This window comes from Sphingomonas sp. BE123 (assembly GCF_031456015.1).
Lineage (GTDB): Bacteria > Pseudomonadota > Alphaproteobacteria > Sphingomonadales > Sphingomonadaceae > Sphingomonas.
This window is the reverse complement of record NZ_JAVDTW010000001.1, coordinates 769757-784413: the sequence shown is the minus strand read 5'-3', so window position 1 is coordinate 784413 and position 14657 is coordinate 769757. Positions and strand designations below refer to the sequence as shown.

Here is a 14657-nt window from a genome sequence, read left to right as displayed (position 1 = left end):
GACCGGCTAGGCGGACAGGCTAGTGACTGAAAGGGAGCGGATCTTGCGCATTCTGATCGTGGACGACGAAGCGGGGATGCACGAATCCTATCGCCAGTGCTTCAAGGGCAATGGCGTCGCTGCGGCGCAGGGCGCGGCGCTCGACGCGATGGCGGCGGAACTGTTCGGCGAACCCGACAATGCCCCCGAACCTGCCGCCGAGCGCCCCGACTTCGACACCGTCCATTGCATGCAGGGTCTCGACGCGGTCGATGCCGTGGCGCGCTCGGTCGAAAGCGGTGCGCGGTTCTCGGTCGCCTTTATCGACGTGCGCATGCCGCCCGGGATCGATGGCAAGGAAACCGCGCGCCGCATCCGCGCGCTCGATCCCGACATCAACATCGTCATCGTCACCGGCTTTTCCGATTTCTCCCCGCTCGACATCAGCCGCGCCGCGGGTCCGGCGGACAAGATCTTCTATATCGCCAAGCCGTTCGAGGTTGAGGAGGTGGTCCAGACCGCCACCGCGCTCGGCCAGCGCTGGGAGGTCGACCGCCAGCTTGCACAGGCCATGGCCCTGCTCGAAGAACAGAAGGCCGAACTCGCCGCAAACGAAAGCAAGGCCACCCATCTTGCCAATCACGACAGCCTGACCGACGCGCCCAACCGGCTCGCGTTCATGCGCGCGCTGACCGATCATGTGCGCGGACCCGACAGGTTCGCGATGGCGATGATGGACCTCGACCGGTTCAAGCTGGTCAACGACACGTTCGGCCATCTCGCCGGCGACGAGCTGATCCGCATGGTGTGCGACACGATCGAGGGCGCGGTGCCGCCCGGCGGCTTTGTCGCGCGACTGGGCGGGGACGAATTCGCCGTGCTCATGAAGGTGGCCGGGGAGGGCGAGGCGATCGAGGCGGTCGAACGCCTGCTGCTGGCGTGTTCGAAGACCTTCACCGTGTTCGGCCATTCGGTCCAGGGATCGGCCTCGGCCGGCCTCGTCATCGTCGAACCGGGGATGAAGCACGATCCGATCGACGTGATGCGTCGCGCCGACCTGTCGCTCAATGAATCGAAGCGCGCCGGCCGCGGCGTGGTGCGCGTGTTCGACGAAAGCATGGACGAATCGATCCGCTTCCGCCGCCGCATCGAAGGTGGGCTGAGCCAGGCGATCGCGCAGGGCGAACTGCGCCTTGTCTACCAGCCGATTGTCGCGCGCGATGCGCTGGAGGTCGTGGCGTTCGAGGCGTTGCTGCGCTGGAACAGCCCCGAATATGGGCCGATCTCGCCCGGCATGTTCATTCCGATCGCCGAGGAATCGAACCTGATCCATGAACTGGGCGACTGGGTGCTCGATGAAGCGCTCAAGATGCTCCAGCAATGGCCCGGCCAATATGTCTCGGTGAATTTCTCGCCGCGCCAGTTTCGTCGCCAGAATTTCGTCGGCCATGTGGTCGAACGCGTTCAGCGCGCCGGCATCGACCCCAATCGGCTGCAGATCGAGATCACCGAAACCGCGATCTTCGACAATGCCGAACGTGCCGCCGAAACGCTCTACAAGCTGCGCCAGATGGGCTTCCGCATCGCGCTCGACGATTTCGGCACCGGCTATTCCTCGCTCTACAATATCCGCAAATTCGCGCTCGATTGCCTGAAGATCGACCGTAGTTTCATCGATGGCATGGGCCGCGAGCGGGAGAGCGCCGCGATCGTCCATTCGATCATCCATCTCGGCCGCGCGCTCGGGCTCGAAGTGGTGGCCGAAGGTGTCGAAACCGACGCGCATCTTCAGGCGCTGCGCCTCGCCGGGTGCAGCCATGTCCAGGGCTATTATCTCGCCCGCCCGATGGAGGCCGATGCTGCCATCGCGATGGCGCATGCCGGCTGTCTGCTCCCCGGTGATCCGCCGGACGTCGAAGCGCCGCGCAACGGTACCTACGGCTGACCGCGATGCCGCTGCGGTCCATCCTGCCGGCGCGCGCGCGGTTGCCGCGTTCGCTGGGGGCAAAGCTCGTCGTGATCCTGACCGGCGTCGCGCTGCTCGGCGCGGCCAGCGTCACGCTGCTGCTTGCCCTCGTCATCACGCCCAGTTTCGACAAGCTCGAGGCGCAGGCGATCGACGGCCATATCGAACGCACCCGCGCTGCGCTGACCGAATATGCCTCGAAGGTCGAGGCCTCGGTGCGCGATTACGGCGACTGGAACGAGAGCTACGACTATATGGGGGCGCCCAACCGGGCGTTTGAGGAAGACAGTTTCGCGACCTCGGCAATGATCAACCTGGGCGTCAACGGCATGGCCTATGTCCGTCCGGGCGGTGAGGTGGTGATTGCCCGCTGGCTCGATGTCGACCGGGGCACCGACGTACCGGCGATGCGCGCGCAGCTGCTTGCGGAGATCGCGCGGATCGATTTCACGCGCGTTCTGGCCAACGACAACAGCGCGAGCTTCTACGCCCGTCTGGGCGACCGCATTGCCGCGATCGGCGTGGCACAGGTGCGGCGCACCGATGGTACCGGCGATCCGCGCGGCCATGTCGTCATGGCGCGCCTGATCACGTCCGAACGGCTCGGCAACCTGCTGCAACTGCGCGCCGGGATCGCGCTCGACGCGCCGGTATCCGCCCCGCGCATCGATCCGGGCGAGCGCGACATCGCGGTTGCGGTGCCGGTTCCGGGCGAGGGGGGTGACAGCGTCGCCAGCGCAACCTTCCGGATCGCGCGCGACCTGTCCGCGCTCGGCCGCAACATGCTCAAGCTGGCCGTGATCGGCACGACCGCGCTGATGCTGCTGGTGATGGCGGTGCTCAGCGTGATGATCGGGCGGCTGGTGCTGCGCCCGCTGCACCGGGTGGAACAGCATATGGGGGTGGTACGCACATCCGGGAATCTGGTCCCGCTCGCCGATACGCCGCGTCGCGACGAAATCGGCAGCCTGGTCGTCAGCTTCAATGCGATGCTGAGCCAGCTCAAGGATCTGCGCGAACAGGTCGAGGCGCAGTCGTTCAAGCTCGGCCAGTCCGAAAGCGCGGTCGCGGTGATGCACAATGTCCGCAACGCGCTGAACCCGATCAGCACTGTGCTCAGCCAGGGGCTGGGCGAAGCGCCGGCGACCGACCGCGCGCTGCTCGACCGCGCGCTGCGCGAACTGGCCGACGATGCGATACCGCTGGCGCGACGGCAAAAGCTCGCCGCCTTTGTCGCCGCCGCGCTGGAAAGCGAGGCGCAGGCCCGCGACGCGCGCAAGGAACAGCTCGGCATCGGGCGCGAGGCGCTGCACAATGTGCTCGAAATCATCGGGCGGCAGCAGGAACAGGCGCATGAACGCCCGCCGCTCGATCCGTGCGACGTCACCGACATCGTCGCGCGCAACGCGACGATCGCGCGCTATTCGGGCGCCAGCTCGATCGCCTTCCACTTCCCGGCGACGCCGCACTGGGTGCTCGCCAACCGCGTGCTGCTCAGCCAGGTGATCGGCAACCTCTTCTCCAACGCGGCCGAAGCGATCGCCGCGACCGGGCGCGACGGCGGCAGCATCGCCGTGTCGATCCGCGAGGCCGGCGGACGGATGGAAATCCGCATCACCGACGATGGCGAGGGGTTCGACCCCGACAAGGCGCCGCAATTGTTTCAGCGCGGCTTTTCGACCCGCATCAACAAGTCCGGCGGATTGGGCCTGCACTGGTGCGCCAACACCATGGTCGCGATGGGCGGCAGCCTGACGCTGGTCAGCGAAGGGCAGGGGCTGGGGGCAAGCGCGGTGCTCGAACTCGCCGCGTCCGAACTGGCACAGGACATTGCTGCCTGATCGCTGACGAGACCGGGCCGGACCGCCCGGCCCGGCGCCACCGCGCCGCGATCAGTCCGCCGCCGGTGCCGGCTTGGGCTGAAGTCGCCCGGCCTCCAGGATCGGTAGCCCGCCTTCGGTCGGGACATAGATGATCTGCCCCTGCGACTGCTCCAGATTCTGGATGTAGAGGTAGCGCAGATAGCCCTCCGGCCCGCCCAGGCTGTTGGCGACGATCCGCTTGGCTTCGGCCAGCCCCTTGGCGCGCGCGATTTCGGCATTCGCCTCAAGCGCGGCAGAGTCCATCTTCGCTTGTGCTTCCAGCACCTTGATCTTGCGGTTCTGCGTCGCCTGCGCGAGTTCGGCCTCGCCCGCTGTCTCGGCATTCCACACGCGGACTGAATTATACGCCGCACATGAGCCGAGCCCGCCGCCGACAATGACAAGCAGCAGGATCGCGAGCGATGCCGACAGCTTGAGGATGGTACCGGCAGTTCCGTTCATGATGGCTCCTCTGGTTCAGTCTAGCCGACGCGCCGCACCGGCGGCACCGGGTCGCGCCGCCGCAGATAGGGCGCGACAAGGTTGCGGGCGCGGAAAAACTCCTGCCGCTCGGGGCTCAGCGTTTCGAAATTGCCGATCACGCGGCGGCAGCTGGGCGCGCGACACTGACAGATCATGTGCCAGTTCGATTGCGCCAGCGTCGTCGAATAATCCCACGTCACCTCGTCGCCGGCCGCGATGTCGCGCAACGCGACCAGGATCACGCCATCGTCGGTGAAGCGCAGCCCGGCATTGGGATCGCAGCTATGATTGACCAGATCGTCGAGCTGTCCCGATGGCCCCATATAATGGTCGGGCGTCACCTGAACGAAACGATCGTCGCTGCCGCGCATCAGGCTGGGGATGTCATCGACGTGGAAACGCCGCCCGGTAAACCGCATCAGCACCGCGCCCTCGGCGAAGCGGCAGGTGGCATAGACCGCCTTGCCCAGATGGTTCTCGCCCACCGTGAACAGGTTGCGGGTGTGGCGATAGCGGTCGAGCACCACCAGCCCGCCACGCGCCCAGCCGAACGAGCGCAGCGGGTTGATCGTGGCGAGGCCGATCATGAACCAGATGCTGGCATGGCATGCCAGTTCGACCAGGATATAGGCGAACTCGTCCACGCCGCTGCCCCCCGCGCGCGCCGCCACGAGCAGCGTCGCGAGGTCGCCGACCGTCCACAGCCCCCAGGCGGGCGAGCGTTCGCTGCTGCGATCCTTCCACACGCTGACCCAGGTCGGCCAGAAGCTGACCGGCACCGCGGCCACCACCAGCATATGCGCCCAGAATGTCTCGCGAAACGCGACCCAGATGAGCAAGGCGGTAAGGCATGCGGCCATGCACAACGCCTCGACCGTGGTCGGCGGCGCCCAGCTCGACTGGCGCCACAAGGACGCGGTGACGATGAGGCAGCAGCCGGCGGACAGGATGAACACCCAGCTTTGCGGGGAGTCCGGGTTGACCGCGGCATAGGTGATCGCCTCGGCTGCGGCCGATGCGCTCCAGATCAGCCAGGACGCGCGATTGGGGCGAACGGTGGCGCGGCGCAGGCCCAGCAGATACACGCCATAGGCGGCGAGGCTGAAGCTCATCGCGATCAAGAACCACACATCGCCCGTCATGCCACCCCCTTGCGCAACCGGTCATTTACCGTGTTCCGACTCGCAGGTCAAAGCGCGACTCGCGGTGAATCCACGAGTCGCGGCGATTCGCGGGGTTGCGCTGGGGAATGGTCTGAATTCGGCCTACCCGCTTTGCCCACGCGATGCGGGGCAGGGCGCGCCGCGATCATTCGAAAGTTTCGCATCCGAACTGGTTCAGACAATAAAAAAGCCGCAATCCCAACGGGATGGCGGCCATTTCGGAAGTGTCAGCCCGGGTAAGTCACGAGGCAGGGACCATCCCCACCGCCGCTCACCCGGGCCGTTATATGGTTACCAGGGGCGCAGATCCTCGCCACCGGTGTCCCGGAAAAAGAACGAAAACATGACTTTTCTCCCATTGTGCACACGAAGTGCACCCATTTTGGTTATCTTAAGATTCACCCTGAATCAATCGTTAAGCACCCGACATGGATGATCCGGGCCGCGGGCGGGCGTTGCGCGGGGCCTTAAATCTTCCTTCAGCACTCCCCGCTATTGCGGTGGGCATGTCTGACCGTTTCGACCCCGCCGGCTTTCGCGGACCCGCTTGCGGTTTCGAGCCCATCGCGATCGGCGACGATCCGGCGAGCGATGCGGTCGGCGGCTGGGGCGCAAGCGAAACCATGTCCGGCGGGGCGGGGGGCGCGGCAACGCCCGCAACGCGCTGGCACGCGCTCGCCTTGTGCGAGATCGCCAATTTCCAGTCGCTGCGGCGCCATCTCGGGCGTCCGCGCGCAGACACGCTGATCCTCGACCTGGCCGATCGCATGGCGGAGCTCGAGCCGCGCGTGCGCAGCGTCACCGCGGGCCGTGCCACGGCCGAATTGACCTTCGACGCCGAAAGTCCGGGCGAGGCGCGTGCGGTAATCGATGCGCTGGCCCAGATCTTCGCCCGTTCGGTCGACCTCGATGGCGAGCGGCATTTGCTCCAGCTGGTCTGGGGCATGGCCGTCGCGCCCTATGGCCATGACGATGACGTGCGGCTGACCGAAGGCGCCGAATCCGCGCTCGAACAGGCGCGACGCGATTCGGGGATCGTCTCGCTCGATCTGTCGCAGGCGCATGCCGGGTTCGACGGCGCCGCTCTGGTGCGCGAACTTCCGCGCGCGATCGCCGCCGGACAGCTGTTCCTGCAATATCAGCCCAAGGTGAATGTGCGGAAGGAATGCGTGACCGGCGCCGAGGCGCTGGTGCGCTGGCACCATCCGGTGCGCGGGCTGATCCTGCCGGGCGAGTTCATCAACGCCGCTGAAGATGGCGGGGAGATTGTCGGGCTGACCTTGTGGACGCTGCGTCAGGTGGTCGCCGATCAGCAGGTGCTGGCGGCGCATGGCCATGACATGCCGGTCTTCATCAATATCTCCGGCGTCCTGCTCGCCGACGAAGCCTTTGTCACCGAAGCGTGTCGCATCGTGCGCGAGACGGGCGCGCGTATCGGCTTCGAGATCACCGAAACGGCGGTGATCCGCGATCCGGACAGCGCAATCCGCCACCTGCAGAGCTTTGCCGAAATCGGGATCCCGCTGGCGATCGACGATTATGGCGCTGGGCTGTCCTCGCTCGCCTATCTCAAGCAATTGCCGGCGAGCGAGCTCAAGATCGACAAGATGTTCGTGATGCAGCTGACCAGCAGCAATCGCGATCCGCTGATCGTCCGCTCGACGATCGATCTCGCGCACGCGCTCGAGATGGAGGTCACCGCCGAAGGGGTCGAGACGCCGGCGGCGCTGGCGCTGCTCAGCGTGATGGGGTGCGATATGGTGCAGGGCTATCTGATCAGCCGCCCGATCGCGCTCGATGCCTTTATCCGCTACCTCGATGACGAGGGCTACAAGTCGGTCGCCACGCTGCGCCCCAGCTTTGGCCGGATCGAAAATTTCCGGCGAAAATCTGCATGATCTGGCGTGGGTTCGCCCTGCTGCTGTGCGGGGTGCTGCTGACCCTGGCGGTGCCGGCAACGGCGCAGCAGGCGGCGGCTGACGCGCTGATCGAACAGGCCAAGGCCGCAATGGTCAGCGATCCCAATCGCGCACTCGCGCTCGCCGAACAGGCACAGCAACGCAGCAGGGCAATCGCTGCGAATGACAGGCGTGCTGTCGCTGAAGCGACGGCGCTTTGGCTGCAGAGTGAGGCGTTGATCCGGACTCAACCAGGAAAGGCAGCGCCTCGGATCGCCAAAGCGCTGCGTTTGATCAGCGACGAGCCGGCCCCCTCGCAGTTGCGCGGCGACCTCCTGCTTGCGCGCTCCGGCGTCCAGGAGTTGCAGCAACGCTACGCTGAATCGCTGTCATCGCTTCAGGAAGCGCACAACATCTTCGCCAAGCTGGGCGTGAAGCGCAATCAGTCGATGGCGCTTCAGTTGATCGCTGCGCTCTATACGAAGGCGAAGGATTTCCGCAGCGCTGAGAAATACCTCAATCAGGCCGGTGAGGTATTTTCCGGCGATGCCCGCCTCCAGATGTTCCGTCTCAATAGCCGCGGAACCCTCTTCATTCAGCTCAAGGAACCCGCGCGGGCCGAGGCTGAATATCGAAAGGCACTCGCGCTCGCGCGCTCGGAACAATCCGTCAGCCTCGTCCCAAATATCCTGGTGAATATCGCGCGCGCGCTGCTTGATCAGAAGCGGTTTCGCGAGGCGGATGCAGCACTTTCGGAAGCTGCAACCATTATCGGACGCGAGTCCGCGCACCCAGCCAAAGTGCGTTTTCTCGCGATGGCCGCCGAGTCCGCTCGGCTTCAGGGACAACTGGCGCGCGCGCAGGTGTTGATCGAACGCGCATTCGGCGACGCGTCACTCACGCGCACGGGCTACACGATGCGCGACGCGCATTTTACAGCCTATTCGATTTATCGGGCGCAAGGGCGCCATCGCGACGCACTGGCGCACCTCGAGCGTTTGCGAAAGCTTTCGGATGAAGCAACCGAACTCGCCACATCGACCAGCACCGCGCTGATGGCGGCGCGGTTCGATTATGCGAACCAGGAACTGCGCATCGCCAATTACAAGGCGCAGGAGGCACGGCGCGAGGCCGAGTTCCAGCGTACCCTGTTCATCGGCCTGGGTGGCGCGGCGCTGGTCATCGTGACGCTGCTCAGCATCGGTCTGTTCACGATCCGGCGCAGCCGCAACCAGGTGCGCGCCGCCAACACCGTGCTCGCCGATACCAATGCCGCGCTCGAAAAGGCGCTGCAGGCCAAGACCGAATTCCTCGCCACGACCAGCCATGAAATCCGCACGCCGCTCAACGGCATTCTCGGCATGACCCAGATCATGCTGCGCGATCCGGCGGTGTCCGATGCGATGCGCGACCGGATCGGGATCGTCCATGGCGCCGGCATGACGATGCGCGCGCTGGTCGATGACATTCTCGATGTCGCCAAGATGGAAACCGGCAATCTCACCGTCGAACTGGTCCCGACCGACCTGCATGCGACGCTGCGCGAGGTGACGCGGATCTGGGAGGAGCAGGCGCGCGCCAAGGGGCTGGACTTCGCGCTGGCCTGTGCCGGTACGCCGCGCTGGATCGAAACCGATCCGGGCCGGCTGCGGCAGATCGTGTTCAACCTGCTGTCCAATGCCGTGAAGTTCACCGAACGCGGCGGCCTGTCGGTGACGGTCACCGCCGACGACACGCAGCTGCGCCTCGCCATCGCCGACAGCGGCATCGGCATCCCTGCGGACAAGCTCGACGAAGTGTTCGAATCCTTCCGCCAGGTCGATGCCGGCACCACCCGCCAGTTCGGCGGAACCGGCCTTGGCCTTGCCATCGTCCGCAATCTTGCCCGCGCGCTCGACGGCGATGTCGCGGTCGCCAGCACGGTCGGCCATGGCTCGACCTTCACCGTCGCGCTCCCGCTGCGGCTGGCGGAGGCGCCCGACGCCGCGCTCGAGGCCGCTGCCGAGGGGGAGCGGATCGTCGTGCTCGACCGCAATCCGATCGTGCGCGGCATGCTGCGCGCCCTGCTGGCGCCCCATTTTGCCGGCGTCCACTTCGCCGCGACGGTCGATGAAGCGCTCGCAGCCGCCGCCGGGCAGGGCGGGGCACTGGTCATCCTCGCCGATCAGGCGACGCTGGCGGCGGAGGGCGAGCCGGTGCCGCTGCTCGCGCGTCTGGTCGACGATGCGCCACCCGCAGCGCGGGTCGCGGCGCTGTGGCCGGCCGGCGATGCGGCGATGGAGGCGGAACTTCGTGCGACCGGGCTCGCGTCGCTGATCGTCAAACCGGTCAAGGGACCTGCACTGGTCGCCGCGCTGCTCGCCGGGCGCGACGAAAATAGTGCAGCGCACCATCGCTCAACGCTTGTATCGCAGGCGGCTTAGGACAATAGCACAGCTATGTTTGCTCCGCTTCGGACCCGTCGCGCTCTCAGGATGACCGCGCAATGAATATCCTCTTCATCGAGGACGATCCGATGAACCGCCGCGTGGTGGGCGACATGCTCAATGTCGCCGGCGCCACGATGACGGAGGCTGCGCTGGCCGAAGAGGGGCTGCGCAAGATCGGCGAAGAGGATTTCGACGTCGTGCTGGTCGATCTGCGCATGCCGGGCATGGACGGGATCGAGGCGATTTCGCGCATCCGCGCGCGCGGCGATGCCAAGGCCGAATTGCCGATCATCGTGGTCACCGCCGACACCGCGGTCGACCTGCGCGAACGCTGCCTTGCGGCCGGCGCGGACGAGGTGCTGTTCAAGCCGGTCGCGATGGACGCGCTGTTCGACACGATCGGCCGGGTCCTCGCGCTGCGCAGCGGCGACGACATGATCCTCTGAACCGGACTGGGCGGGCCGCGTCCGGTTCCGCCCGGCTGATCAGTAGGTGCGCACCGGCGTGTTGATCCACGCATTTTCGCGAAACCATTTGGTGATGACGTATTTCACGCCCTTCACCACCGGAGTGCCCTCGTGCAGCGTCCCGGTGTTGGGTGCGCCATCGGGCTTCATGTTGTTCCACGCCAGCAACAGCCCGCGGCGCGGCGCGACGCGCACGCCGACCTGCGGGAACCAGGTCGCGCCGCCTTCCTCGACATCGTTGAGGTAGATCATCGTCGTCCAGGTCCGCTGCCCGCCCGACGCCTTCATCGCCGGCCAATACTCCTGCTCCTCGTTGAACCAGTCATAATGGGCGCGGAACTGCTGTCCGGGGGCATAACGCTGGCCCTGCATCGTCTCGCCATTTTCGGGTGCAATGCCGAGCAGCGCGGCCATGCGCTCGTCGATCGGCTGCACGTCCGGCGCCCAGCGGTCGAGGTCGCAGCTTTCGCTGGTGCGGAAATTGGGATCCTGCGACGCGGCGAGCAGCGTCGACGGCCGCCGGTTGGCATCGATCAGCGCGATCAGCCGGTCGCACTCGGCATCGTTCAGGAAATCGGGGTGGTAATAGATTTGCGCGCCATCGATCTTGGCGCGGCGCATCGCGGGATTGGCTTCGATCCGGGCGGTGACCGCGCTGGCGGCGCGCGCGCGTGTGGCGGAGGGGGCCGGACCCTTGGCACGGGAAAAGAACTTCATGCCCGCCAATTTGCCGCGCGACCGGCGAAACGCAAGAGGCCCGACCGTTGCCGGCCGGGCCTCCGCTGCGTGACCGCGTCAAGCCGCGCTTACCAGAAGATGTCGTGCACCACGTCGACGACATAGCCGGTGCGGATATCGACGAGCAGCGCGTCATTGTAATAACGCACCCAGCGATACGCCCCATAGGCCGGCGGCAGGCGGTAGTAGAACGGGTCGTTGATCCAGTAATTCGGCGCGAACAGCATCGATCCGATCGTCAGGCCGATCGAAAAGCGGCGATAGCCATAGCTGTACCCGCGCGGGGCGTAATAACGCGGCAGGCGATAGACATGGCGGTTGCGCGCGCGATAGTCGCTCCAGTCATAGCGCCGGTCGCCGCGCCAGCTGCGGCCCCAGTTGCGGTTGTCGTCCCAGCCACGCCGATACTGCTGCTGATCGCGCCAGTCGCCATAGCGGCGCTGGTCCTGGCGCCAGTCGCGGCGGTCATCGCGCCGATCGTCGCGATAGTCGCGGCGGTCCTCACGACGTTCATCGCGATAGTCGCGCCGGTCGTCGCGGCGATCGTCGCGATAGTCGCGCGGGGTGGTGCCGCCCTGGCGGAAGTCCCGGCGATCCTCGCGGCGTTCCTCGCGGAAATCGCGACGGTCCTCACGGCGGTCCTGGCGGAAGTCGCGGCGTTCCGGATTGACCTGCGGGGCAGGGGCCGGTGCGACAGCCGGGCGCGGCTGGACCTGCGGCCGCTCGCGGCGCTGGGTGCGCTGTTCCTGGCGCTGCTGCTGCCACTGCTGGCGCTGTTCGCGGGTCTGGGCGCCGCGATTGTCGCGGTTGCCCCGGTCCTGCGCCGTCGCCGCAGCGGGGGTCAGGATGGTCGCGCCGATGAGCGCAGCCAGAATCATCTTCTTCATCACTTCCTCCGCTCTCCGGCGGTGCGCCGGCGTTCAGACTGGCTCCTCTCTACGCCGAGTCGGCTGACGCGCCTCTGAACTGGCCAGTCATCCGCGCGAAAGCTTTCTGTCCGTTCATTCGCCCTCGCCGGTCACCGGGATGCCGCGATCGATCACGATTTCCTCGTCGCCGCGCGCCACCCGCGCGGCGCGCGCAATCGCCTCGATCAGCCGGGGATAGATGCTACAGCGGCACAGGTTGGTGATCGCGGCCCGGATGTCGTCGTCCGACGGATTGCGGTTCTTGCGCAGCAATGCCGCTGCGCTCATCACGATGCCGGGGATACAGTAACCGCACTGGACGACATTCTCGGCAAGCAGCGCCTGCTGCACCGGGTGGTTGCCCTCCGCGCTCAGCCCCTCGATCGTCGTGACGAACGTCCCCTCGACCCCGCCAATCGTCACCTGGCACGACCGCACCGCATTCCCGTCGATATCGACCGTGCACGCCCCGCACTCGCCGGTGCCGCAACCATATTTGGTGCCGGTCAGGTTCGACGCATCGCGCAGCGCCCACAGCAGCGGCGTTGCCGGATCGAGCTTGTAGGAAACCGGCTGGTTATTGACGGTGAACTTGGTCATGCCGCCGGCTTAGCATGCAACAGCGCGCTGCGCAGGCAGGTGCACACCGTCTCGTCGCGCTGGTTGAGCATCACATGGCGAAAGGTGACGACGCCCTGTCCCGGCCGCGACTTGGACGGGCGCAGCGCCACCACCTCGGTCTCGGCGCGCAGCGTGTCGCCGATAAACACCGGGCTCGGCATCCGCACCTCGTCATAGCCCAGATTGGCGACCAAAGTGCCCAGCGTCGTATCCCCCACCGAAATCCCGACCATCAGCGCAAAGGTGAAGGTGCCATTGACCAGGATCCGCCCAAACTCGCTCGCCCCGGCGGCCTCGGCATCGAGGTGCAGCGGCTGCGGATTATGGGTGAGGGTAGAGATCAGCAGATTGTCCGTCTCGGTCACCGTGCGGCGCAGATCATGCACGATCCGGTCGCCCACCTGCCACTCGTCGAAATAGCGTCCCGCCATCACCGTCTCCCTTTGCTGCACCACTTAACGCGCAAGGCCGGTTTGTCAGTCCCCCAAAAACAATCCTCCCCGGAACGGGGAGGGGGACCAGCGAAGCTGGTGGAGGGGGCCCGAGGCAAGCGATCCGGTTCGCGGCGGGCCCCCCTCCGTAAGCGCTACGCGCTGCCGCCTCCCCGTTCCGGGAAGGTTTTAGAGCGCTCAACACGCTGCCAAAACACCTCCCGCCTCGCCTAGCCCAGCGCCCGAGCACTGAGTGGTGGAGGGGCAACCGCTTTAAGCTCTCAATTGTCGGAAAAGCTGGCCCATTAGCGATTGATAGGCCCTCAGAGAGAACACCTGGATGTTGTGAGCGGCTATTGGGGCGCCAAGCACCGGATGGACCTTCCATCCGAGGCATTCGTCGGCCTCGGGCACAAGACCGTGCCGCTCGGCGATCTGTACCCACTCAGCCATCAACCACAGATTGAGGTTTTCCGGGTCCTCTTTCGCTCGGTTGAAGGCCTCAGCGTTGTCGGCGATCCGGGTGTAGGTGCCCTCAAGGAGTTCAAGCGACCAGAACGAGCCGTCTGGAGCGCACATGATCCAATCGCCAAATGCACCGATCATCAAAGGGCGATCGGTATCTGGGACAAGCCAACGCCACTCCCTAAGCAGCGGTGCACAGTCAATGTCGGAGCATGAGAGGGCGAGATCGCGCATCCAATAATCCTGCACGTTTCTCGCGGATCGGCAATGACCGCTTTCTGCCGATAACAGACAGCAAGCGACCACCCCGACACCCCGCGCTCACACCCCCTCAACCCCGCCCTCACCCAAACACCCCCCGCACCGCTTCCACCACCTGCGCCATCCCCTCGCGCGTATCCTCCCCCCGCACCAGCACCAGCGTTCGCACCAGATCGAACCCGATCAGCGCCGGATTGGCGACCCCCGCATGCCGATGCGACGCCGGCACCACCGTCGCGCCAAGCCCCGCCGCGACCATCGCCAGCGCGCGGTCGTCGTTCGGTGTGCGCAGCGCAAAGCTCGGCCGGATGCCGCGCCGGGTGAAGTAGCGGCTCGTCTCCGGCAGCGCCTCGCAGCTGCGCCGCACGATCATCGTCTCGCCCGCCAGCGCCTCGCCCGGCAGCGCCGCTTCCCCGGCCAGCCGGTGCCCGACCGGCAGGGCCAGCAGATAGGGTTCGCTGCGCAACGCCTCGCCATCGCCCGTCGCGTCGCCCTGCACTGCGGTCAGCGCCAGATCGACCCGCCCGCGCGCGATGTGCTGTGCCAGCACCGTCGCATTGCCCTCGACCAGCTCGACCGCCAGCCCCGGCGCATCCGCCGCAATCCGCGCAACCAGCGCCGCCAGCTCCGCGCTCGCGATCGTCGTCAGCACCCCCAGCCGCAGCGTCGCGGGCTGCGCGATCCCGCCCACCGCCGCCGCCGCCAGGTTGAACTCGCGCTCGATCCGCCGCGCATGGACCGCGAATTGCGACCCCGCCTCGGTCAGCTCGATCCGCTGGCTCGACCGGCGCAGCAGCTTCGCGCCGACCTCGCGCTCCAGCTTGGCGATCCCCGCCGACAGCGTGGGTTGCGACACCGCCATCTGCGCGGCGGCGGCGGTGAACGTCCCGCTATCGATGACGGCGAGGAAATAGCGCAGCAAATAGCGTTCGATCATAGATACCGTCTATGCTGTCCCGCGCCGCCTTTCAATTTCTCAGCAGGCG

13 protein-coding genes are annotated in these 14657 nt (G+C 66.3%); 5 read left to right on the top strand and 8 right to left on the bottom strand.

The genetic code is table 11. The features are described 5' to 3' along the window. Positions 1–76: 76 nt before the first annotated feature. On the top strand, positions 77–1924 hold the full coding sequence (locus J2Y54_RS03895; RefSeq protein WP_310038447.1) for an EAL domain-containing protein: 1848 nt from the start codon (positions 77–79) through the stop codon (positions 1922–1924). Between the two features lie 5 nt (positions 1925–1929). Further along, complete coding sequence (locus J2Y54_RS03890) at positions 1930–3786, top strand: CHASE4 domain-containing protein (protein WP_310037074.1); 1857 nt, start codon at positions 1930–1932, stop codon at positions 3784–3786. Between the two features lie 51 nt (positions 3787–3837). Here J2Y54_RS03890 and J2Y54_RS03885 read toward each other — a convergent pair whose 3' ends face one another. Continuing rightward, positions 3838–4269 carry a membrane protease subunit gene (locus J2Y54_RS03885; RefSeq protein WP_310037072.1) on the bottom strand — a complete coding sequence of 144 codons (432 nt, stop codon included), beginning with the start codon at positions 4267–4269 and terminating at the stop codon, positions 3838–3840. Between the two features lie 20 nt (positions 4270–4289). Further along, the gene (locus J2Y54_RS03880) at positions 4290–5432 is read right to left on the bottom strand and encodes an SET domain-containing protein (protein ID WP_310037070.1); all 1143 of its coding nucleotides are present in this window, start codon (positions 5430–5432) and stop codon (positions 4290–4292) included. A 527-nt stretch (positions 5433–5959) separates the two neighbouring features. Here J2Y54_RS03880 and J2Y54_RS03875 point away from each other — a divergent pair. From J2Y54_RS03875 to J2Y54_RS03865, 3 genes are all read left to right on the top strand, one after another. After that, the gene (locus J2Y54_RS03875; protein ID WP_310037069.1) at positions 5960–7351 is read left to right on the top strand and encodes a GGDEF domain-containing phosphodiesterase; all 1392 of its coding nucleotides are present in this window, start codon (positions 5960–5962) and stop codon (positions 7349–7351) included. Next, positions 7348–9774, top strand: coding sequence for an ATP-binding protein (locus J2Y54_RS03870; RefSeq protein WP_310037067.1), 2427 nt, complete (start codon positions 7348–7350; stop codon positions 9772–9774). The genes J2Y54_RS03875 and J2Y54_RS03870 overlap by 4 nt, the downstream gene beginning before the upstream one ends. A 62-nt stretch (positions 9775–9836) precedes the next feature. Further along, positions 9837–10226, top strand: a complete 390-nt coding sequence (locus tag J2Y54_RS03865) for a response regulator (RefSeq protein ID WP_310037065.1) — start codon at positions 9837–9839, stop codon at positions 10224–10226. Between the two features lie 39 nt (positions 10227–10265). Here the strand turns inward: J2Y54_RS03865 and J2Y54_RS03860 are convergent, their stop codons facing one another. The 6 genes from J2Y54_RS03860 to J2Y54_RS03835 form a co-directional block, all read right to left on the bottom strand. Then, on the bottom strand, positions 10266–10964 hold the full coding sequence (locus J2Y54_RS03860; protein ID WP_310037063.1) for a 2OG-Fe(II) oxygenase: 699 nt from the start codon (positions 10962–10964) through the stop codon (positions 10266–10268). An 89-nt stretch (positions 10965–11053) separates the two neighbouring features. Continuing rightward, positions 11054–11872 (bottom strand): RcnB family protein, encoded by an 819-nt coding sequence (locus J2Y54_RS03855; protein WP_310037061.1) that lies wholly within the window; start codon positions 11870–11872, stop codon positions 11054–11056. A gap of 114 nt (positions 11873–11986) precedes the next feature. Next, positions 11987–12493, bottom strand: coding sequence for a 2Fe-2S iron-sulfur cluster-binding protein (locus J2Y54_RS03850; RefSeq protein WP_310037059.1), 507 nt, complete (start codon positions 12491–12493; stop codon positions 11987–11989). Continuing rightward, positions 12490–12966, bottom strand: coding sequence for a MaoC family dehydratase (locus tag J2Y54_RS03845; RefSeq protein ID WP_405052895.1), 477 nt, complete (start codon positions 12964–12966; stop codon positions 12490–12492). The genes J2Y54_RS03850 and J2Y54_RS03845 overlap by 4 nt, the downstream gene beginning before the upstream one ends. A gap of 252 nt (positions 12967–13218) precedes the next feature. Further along, positions 13219–13644, bottom strand: a complete 426-nt coding sequence (locus tag J2Y54_RS03840) for a T6SS immunity protein Tdi1 domain-containing protein (RefSeq protein WP_310037055.1) — start codon at positions 13642–13644, stop codon at positions 13219–13221. 109 nt (positions 13645–13753) lie between these two features. Continuing rightward, on the bottom strand, positions 13754–14608 hold the full coding sequence (locus J2Y54_RS03835) for a LysR family transcriptional regulator (protein WP_310037052.1): 855 nt from the start codon (positions 14606–14608) through the stop codon (positions 13754–13756). Between the last annotated feature and the right edge of the window lie 49 nt (positions 14609–14657).

What these genes read in the sequence shown, in the direction of transcription:
- J2Y54_RS03895 (WP_310038447.1), top strand. Translation starts at nt 77, where the DNA reads ATGCACGAATCCTATCGCCAGTGCTTCAAGGGCAATGGCGTCGCTGCG.
- J2Y54_RS03890 (WP_310037074.1), top strand. Translation starts at nt 1,930, where the DNA reads ATGCCGCTGCGGTCCATCCTGCCGGCGCGCGCGCGGTTGCCGCGTTCG.
- J2Y54_RS03885 (WP_310037072.1), bottom strand. Translation starts at nt 4,269, where the DNA reads ATGAACGGAACTGCCGGTACCATCCTCAAGCTGTCGGCATCGCTCGCG.
- J2Y54_RS03880 (WP_310037070.1), bottom strand. Translation starts at nt 5,432, where the DNA reads ATGACGGGCGATGTGTGGTTCTTGATCGCGATGAGCTTCAGCCTCGCC.
- J2Y54_RS03875 (WP_310037069.1), top strand. Translation starts at nt 5,960, where the DNA reads ATGTCTGACCGTTTCGACCCCGCCGGCTTTCGCGGACCCGCTTGCGGT.
- J2Y54_RS03870 (WP_310037067.1), top strand. Translation starts at nt 7,348, where the DNA reads ATGATCTGGCGTGGGTTCGCCCTGCTGCTGTGCGGGGTGCTGCTGACC.
- J2Y54_RS03865 (WP_310037065.1), top strand. Translation starts at nt 9,837, where the DNA reads ATGAATATCCTCTTCATCGAGGACGATCCGATGAACCGCCGCGTGGTG.
- J2Y54_RS03860 (WP_310037063.1), bottom strand. Translation starts at nt 10,964, where the DNA reads ATGAAGTTCTTTTCCCGTGCCAAGGGTCCGGCCCCCTCCGCCACACGC.
- J2Y54_RS03855 (WP_310037061.1), bottom strand. Translation starts at nt 11,872, where the DNA reads ATGAAGAAGATGATTCTGGCTGCGCTCATCGGCGCGACCATCCTGACC.
- J2Y54_RS03850 (WP_310037059.1), bottom strand. Translation starts at nt 12,493, where the DNA reads ATGACCAAGTTCACCGTCAATAACCAGCCGGTTTCCTACAAGCTCGAT.
- J2Y54_RS03840 (WP_310037055.1), bottom strand. Translation starts at nt 13,644, where the DNA reads ATGCGCGATCTCGCCCTCTCATGCTCCGACATTGACTGTGCACCGCTG.
- J2Y54_RS03835 (WP_310037052.1), bottom strand. Translation starts at nt 14,608, where the DNA reads ATGATCGAACGCTATTTGCTGCGCTATTTCCTCGCCGTCATCGATAGC.